Consider the following 6,682-nt stretch of genomic DNA (forward strand, 5'->3'; position numbering starts at 1 on the left):
CTTCCAGGTAGGAAGAGGCCAGTCCATGGGTGTACCAGGACGAGACAAAGGTGGTACCGGTCATCCAGCCACCCAGTGCCAGAAAGGCACAGGGAAACAACAGCAGACCTGACCAGCCCACGAAGACGAAACGATCGCGCTTCAGCCAGTCGTCCACGGCATCAAAGATACCGCGCTGCGCTGGCGCGCGCCCGATGGCAATGGTCATGGATAAAACCCCTCTAGCTTTATCTAATTACAGGTTCTCTAGAGTGAACGCATTGATATGTTCTCATCATACGGGATATCAGTTTTTTTACAAACCGATACAAGCTGTCTCATTTGAAGATATTTTGCTTTGAATAGTAGAAATCCTAGCAGGTCTGCATTGAGTCATTTGGGTACGGGAGGTTGAAGCGGCGAATTTCAGATTCTGATGCCCCTTCCTGAAGCCATGCTCCTAGCTGACTGACCCTGGCATACTATAGAAAAGGCTTGAAGAGAAAAGGTTTGAGGAAAGGCTTGGAAATCTTGGGTGGGGTTTCCCGATCGCAATTTATCGCAATTTACGGAACACATCCGCAATTCTGGGATACCGCTGATACCGCTCTGTGATAAATCTAGATGATCTGTGGATTAGGCCGATGCTGTCTCCAGCAGGGAGACAACTTTAACGCTCTGTTTTTTAAGGAAGTTTCTAAAACCTATGACTGCGCAGGCTACACAAACCGATCGAGTCTTTCGCCAAACCATTGTGGGTTCCCGGCGCTTTAGTAATTATTTTTGGGCCACGGTTGTTTCCATTGGAGCGACCGGCTTCTTATTAGCGGGCATTTCAAGCTACACCCACATTAATCTGTTGCCATTTTCTGATCCAACCCAGCTTATCTTTTTCCCCCAAGGGTTTGCGATGGGAGCCTATGGCGCGGCGGGTGTTTTACTAGCGATTTACCTCTGGTTATCGATTTCGTGGGACTTGGGGGGAGGATACAACGAGTTCAACAAAGAGACCCAGCAAGCAACTATTTTTCGGTGGGGCTTTCCCGGAAAAAATCGTCAGATTGAATTAAATTGCAAACTGGATGATATTCAAGCCGTAAAAGTCACCCTCAAGGAGGGTCTCAATCCCCGCCGCTCCATTTACTTGAAAGTTCGGGGAATGCGAGATGTTCCGTTGACTCGGGTAGGACAACCGATGGCGCTCTCCACCCTGGAGAATCAGGCAGCGGAGTTGGTTCGGTTCCTAGGGGTTCCCCTAGAAGGCCTGTGATCTTGCTGATCTACGGAAAATGTGATCTACAGAAGAAGTGTGATCGGTTGATAATCGATATCTGTATACTCTAGTGGCTGATTTCCGTTGGAATTCTGTTGGAATAAGGTGCAAATTATGCGGCAATTAATGCAGCAACAATTTCGGATTTGGCTTGTAGCAACCTTGGCGATCGCAGTTTTGGTGACTACTGGTTGTAGTAAAACCCCAGACGCTACGACCGCAGCGCCCAAACCGACCGAAAGTATCTCCGCCAGTGCGTCTCCTTCGGTTTCGGCCTCGCCTTCCCCGAGTGCGAGTGAATCGCCGGGAACGGTCAGTAAAGGAGCAGCCCAGGCTGCCCAACTGTTTCCCAACCTACCCCGCCTAGAAGGAAAAGCGACGGTGGTGATGATGGTTAAAGGGAGTCCGGTCACGATCGAAGTGGATGGCACCAATGCACCTGTGACGGCTGGCAACTTTGTGGACTTAGTGGATAAAAAAGTCTACGACGGGTTAGTGTTCCACCGGGTGGTGCGGCAACCCCAACCGTTTGTTGTCCAAGGGGGCGACCCTGATGGACGGGATCCGAATGTTCCTGTGGATCAATTGGGGCGGGGCGGATACATTGACCCAGCTACCAATCAGCCGCGATCTATTCCCTTGGAAATTAAGCCAAGCCAAGGCGACAAGATTGTTTATAGCAAAACCTTTGAAGAAATCAGAATGCAGGATCCGCCTAAACTGCGTCATACGCGCGGTGCTGTGGCCATGGCGCGATCGGGCTTTCCGGATTCGGCCTCCTCGCAGTTTTATGTGGCGTTGGCAGATCTGAGTTTCCTAGATGGCAATTATGCTGTGTTTGGTTACGTCACCCAGGGGATGGATGTTGTGGACAAGATCCAACAGGGCGATCGGATTGAATCGGCACGGGTTACCAGTGGGCTGGAAAATTTGAAGAATCGTAAGTAATCCAGAAATTGTTGTCAGAGATTGCTGGATCTGGATGAAGATGGACAGCCCAAGGTTTTCAGGGTGCTGTGCTGGTTAATGACACTGGTTAATGACCACTGTTTCCGTGAACTCATTCCAGTGAACTCATTCCAGTGAACGATGGGCCTTAATTGAAAACATTGTTTTTGAGTGCGGGGAAATTTTCCCTGTACTCTTTTTTTGCATTGATGGTTTGGTGTATTGATTGTCGGGTGCATTTTTTTGCATTGATTTTTTGTTGTATTGGATCGAATGGCAATGGATGTGGTCGTAACCGGAATGGGATTCAGTTCTGCGCTGGGGAATTTGCAGGAAACTTGGGCTGCGATCGCGGCAGGGCGATCGGGCATTCAGCAGCGACAACCCTTCCGGGCGTTACCGCCGTTGCCGTTAGCTATGATTGCGGAACAACCGGCGACCCTACGATCGCTGACTCTGCCAATTTTGCAGGATGCGTTGGACGATGCCGGGTTAACTGCGCCGTTGCTGGATTGTGGGGTGGTGATTGGATCAAGCCGGGGCAATCAAGCACTCTGGGAGCAACGGCTCATCTCCGATGGATCGGATCAACAGGCTGATCAAGATCCGATGGACGACTGGATCAACCTTTTGCCCAATGCTGCTGCCGTTCAAGTTGCTCGATCGATCCAAACTCGGGCGATCGTGTCTGCGCCAACGGCAGCCTGTGCGACGGGAACTTGGGCGATCGCGCAGGGGGCGGAATTAATCCGCACGGGGCAATGCCAACGGGTGATTGCGGGGGCCGTCGAAGCGCCGATTACGCCGTTGACGATCGCAGGCTTCAGCCGCATGGGGGCCTTGGCTAAGACTGGAGCCTATCCCTTCGATCGGGGGCGGGAGGGCTTTGTTCTGGGAGAAGGGGGGGCGTTGTTGGTTTTGGAATCCTGGGAACTGGCGCGATCGCGACGGGCCAAAATTTACGGCACCATCCTCCAGGCAGGACTGACAGCCGATGCCTATCATCTAAGTGCGCCAAACCCGGAAATCCATACTGCGGTGAAGGCGGTTAAACTGTGTTGCGATCGCAGTGGTCTCGCCTACGACAAGATTGACTTTATCCATGCCCATGGAACCGCAACGGCACTCAACGATCGAACCGAAGCGAACATCTTGCATCATTTAGGATGGCAAGCCGTTCCCATCAGTTCAACCAAGGGCGCAACGGGCCATACCTTGGGGGCCTCGGGGGCGATCGGGGTTGCGATGGGATTGATGGCATTGCAACAGCAAGCAATGCCGCCCTGCGTTGGTCTCCATGAACCCGACTTTGCTCTCAATCTCGTGCGGCCCGGTCAGACAACTGTCGCTCCAAACAAAAGGATCGCGACCGTCCTCTGCTTTAGCTTTGGCTTTGGGGGACAAAATGCAGTCATTGCCTTGAACCATGCCGCTGCTCGTTAGAATCATCACGACAACTATCGCGCGACGGAACCGTGATACGAGCTATCTAGAATGCAATCCATTTAGAATGCAATCAATAGCGGGAATGGGATTTTGGAAATGGGATTTTGGGGATGGGCTAATTACCTACGGATCCTAAAAAGCCGAGAATGACAACGATCATCCGGATCACTTGGCGGGAAATGCGGGAAGTTTTCATTTGGGGGTACCTCTTCTCGACACCCCTAGCCTATCCCCAAACTCTCAGGGGAGAAAGGACATGCCGGAAAAAGTTAACGCTTTAGTTTAAGTTCCATCACGCTATTTTGCGTTCTGTTACAAGGGTGGTGTTGACCCAAGCACCGCTGGCGTCGTAGCGGCGGATGAGACGCAGCCGTAGACCGGGTTCTGGCATCCAGCCCGACTCCAAAAAGAAGGCTTGTCCGATTTTGGGTTCGATCGGAAATGTGCCGGAAGCTGCATCGGGAAGTAGCGTTATTTGATAGGGCTGGGCACCATCGGTGAAGTGGAGGGTTGAGCCGGTAATTTGGGCGGTGGAGGTGAAGGTTCGATCGGCGAACGTGAGGGATTGTTGCAGGCGATCGGACGCTATGCGGGTAATGGTTAGTGTTGAATTAAATGTTGTGACTTGCCATTCTGGCGTTAAGGCGATTGCGTTTCCTTCCCAGGTGCCAACTAAATCATCAACCTGTAGTGGGGGTTGTTCTGGTGCTTGACTCCCAACCCGTTGTTCACGGATGAGGGTAATGGTTTTTAATTGGTTGTCGGATTCGAATAATTGCACCATGCGCAGGCGTCGATCGCGGTGGACAAAGCCGACTTCTCCGCCGAATTGGGCGAGGGGTGCAAATTGCAGTGATCCTTGGGAAAAGGCTCCATTTTCAAAAAAGAGTAAGCCGCGATTGAAGCTGGAATATTCATGCACGAGGGGGGTGGGATATTTGGGGGAGTCGCGTTTGAGGGTGAGGCGAGCTTTTTGGGGTTCAATTTCTTCTAAAACAAGGTGGGAGGGGATGGCTTCTAGGAGTTCGCCGGAGATCGAAAAGCGATCGAACGATCCTTGCCATTCGCCCAGGTTTTCTAAGAAGCATTCCCATTGCGATTTCATGGTTGGTGATTTCATGGTTGGTTGACCCATCCTTTATCTATTACAAGCATCAGACCATTTGTTCTATACTAAATCAACTGATCGTCGTCGATTGAGCGTTCCATCGATCGACTGTGCTTTGATCCCCCTACACTGTCCTTAAATCCGAACACGGATGATTGAACACTAATGATTAAAGTTTTACATCTTTCTGATATTCATTTAGGGAGTGGATTTAGCCACGGCAAGATCAATCCTGAAACGGGTTTGAATACCCGGTTTGAGGATTTTGTGGCAACGTTAGGGCGCTGTATCGATCGGGCCTTGGCGGAGTCGGTGGATTTGGTGTTGTTTGGGGGGGATGCGTTTCCTGATGCGACACCAGCGCCCTATATTCAGCAGGCGTTTGCGCGGCAGTTTCGGCGTTTGGGGGAGGCGGGGATTCCGGTGGTGCTGCTGGTGGGGAACCATGACCAGCATTCCCAGGGGTCGGGGGGGGCGAGTTTGTGTATTTACCGGACGCTGGGGGTGCCGCAGGTGGTGGTGGGCGATCGTTTGGAGACCCATCGGATTGCGACGGCAGCGGGAATGGTGCAGGTGGTGACGTTGCCTTGGTTGAATCGATCGACGCTGATGACGAAGGCGGAGGTGGAGGGGCTGTCGATGCTGGAGGTGGGGGAGGTGTTGCTCGATCGCTTGCGGGTGGCGTTGGAGGGGGAAATTCGTCAATTAGAACCAGCGTTGCCGACGATTTTGTTGGGGCATTTGATGGCGGATGCGGCGGAGTTTGGGGCGGAGCGTTTGCTCGCAGTGGGGAAGGGATTTACGGTACCGTTGGCGTTTTTGACGCGGGATTGTTTTGATTATGTTGCGTTGGGCCATGTGCATAAGCATCAAGTGCTGTGCAAAGATCCGTTTGTGATTTATCCCGGTAGCATTGAACGGGTTGATTTTAGTGAGGAGAAGGAGGAGAAGGGCTTTGTTTTGGTGGAGTTGGCGCGGGGTGAGACGCGGGTGGAGTTTTGTCCGTTGCCGGTGCGATCGTTTTGTACGATCGAGGTGGATTTGACGGAGTCGGATGATCCGCAGCAGGCATTGCTCCGAACGATCGGGCGGCGGTCGATCGCGGATGCGGTGGTGCGGGTGATGTATGCTCTGCGATCGGAGCAGATAGCTTTGATGAATGAGGCGGAGTTGCATCAGGCGTTGGCGATCGCCCATACCTATACGATGCAGGCGCAGGTGGTGGCGCAGGTGAGTCGATCGCGGTTGCCGGAGTTGGGGGTGGGCAGTACGGTGAGTCCGTTGGAGGCGTTGCAGGCGTATATCCAGAATCGGGAGGATTTGCGGGAGTTGGAGGGGCCGATGGTGGCGGCGGCGAAGCAGTTGATGGGGGAGGCGGATGCGTGGGTGCAGCCCGCGTTGGTGGGGCTGGAGATGGCGGCTGAGGATGACCGATCGCGGGTGGAGGCGGGGGCTGTGGGGGAAGCGGCGACGGCGGGGGAAGAAGTGCAGTTGCGGTTGTTGTAGGGAGTCTTCCTTCGGTGTGTGGAACGGCCCTCCCCCGCATTGCTGTAGCCTTGGGGGGAGTCAGGTTGCGGGGGAGGACGATCGCGCTGGTGTGGACTAGGATGGCTCGGTTGAGGACTGGGTTTGGAGGGTTTGAATTTGCTCAAGGGTCAATCCCGTGATCTCAGAAATTTCCTCTACTGGGAAATTTCGTCGCAACAAATTCAGAGCGATACTCCTTCTGCCCAATTCTAGTCCTTCTTCTCTGCCTTCTTCTCTGCCTTCTTCTCTGCCCAATTCCAGTCCTTCTTCTCTGCCTTCTTCTTTGGCTTCCTGATAGACACGGGTTTGCTCTAGGCTGATTCCTAACATGGCGTTGACCTCCTGTCGCGATAGGCTGGTAAACCGATAGGTCACGATCGAACTGACTAAGTCTATTATGC

Annotated in this window: 6 protein-coding genes and 1 pseudogene; 4 read left to right on the plus strand and 3 right to left on the minus strand. The window is 52.9% G+C overall.

The window, feature by feature from the left end:
- Nucleotides 1-208: pseudogene (locus tag H6G21_RS25220) on the minus strand (photosystem II D2 protein (photosystem q(a) protein)); the annotation flags it as partial.
- A gap of 477 nt (nucleotides 209-685) precedes the next feature.
- Between H6G21_RS25220 and H6G21_RS25225 the strand changes: the two are divergent.
- From H6G21_RS25225 to H6G21_RS25235, 3 genes are all read left to right on the plus strand, one after another.
- Nucleotides 686-1,249, plus strand: a complete 564-nt coding sequence (locus tag H6G21_RS25225; RefSeq protein ID WP_190577399.1) for a photosystem I assembly protein Ycf4 — start codon at nucleotides 686-688, stop codon at nucleotides 1,247-1,249.
- 117 nt (nucleotides 1,250-1,366) lie between these two features.
- Entirely contained in the window at nucleotides 1,367-2,200 is an 834-nt protein-coding gene (locus H6G21_RS25230; protein WP_242042053.1) for a peptidylprolyl isomerase, read from the plus strand.
- 273 nt (nucleotides 2,201-2,473) lie between these two features.
- Nucleotides 2,474-3,643: a beta-ketoacyl-ACP synthase gene (locus tag H6G21_RS25235; protein WP_242042054.1), complete on the plus strand. Its 1,170-nt coding sequence runs from the start codon at nucleotides 2,474-2,476 to the stop codon at nucleotides 3,641-3,643.
- Nucleotides 3,644-3,938: 295 nt separating this feature from the next.
- Here H6G21_RS25235 and H6G21_RS25240 read toward each other — a convergent pair whose 3' ends face one another.
- Nucleotides 3,939-4,766 (minus strand): DUF3598 family protein, encoded by an 828-nt coding sequence (locus tag H6G21_RS25240; RefSeq protein ID WP_242042055.1) that lies wholly within the window; start codon nucleotides 4,764-4,766, stop codon nucleotides 3,939-3,941.
- 153 nt (nucleotides 4,767-4,919) lie between these two features.
- Here H6G21_RS25240 and sbcD point away from each other — a divergent pair, with 153 nt between their 5' ends.
- Nucleotides 4,920-6,260, plus strand: coding sequence for an exonuclease subunit SbcD (gene sbcD / locus H6G21_RS25245; protein ID WP_190577400.1), 1,341 nt, complete (start codon nucleotides 4,920-4,922; stop codon nucleotides 6,258-6,260).
- A 96-nt stretch (nucleotides 6,261-6,356) separates the two neighbouring features.
- Here sbcD and H6G21_RS25250 read toward each other — a convergent pair.
- Nucleotides 6,357-6,682, minus strand: a 326-nt coding sequence (locus H6G21_RS25250) for an Rpn family recombination-promoting nuclease/putative transposase (protein ID WP_190577401.1), incomplete at its 5' end; no start/stop codon positions are given.

This window comes from Alkalinema sp. FACHB-956 (assembly GCF_014697025.1).
Classification (GTDB): domain Bacteria; phylum Cyanobacteriota; class Cyanobacteriia; order Leptolyngbyales; family Leptolyngbyaceae; genus Alkalinema.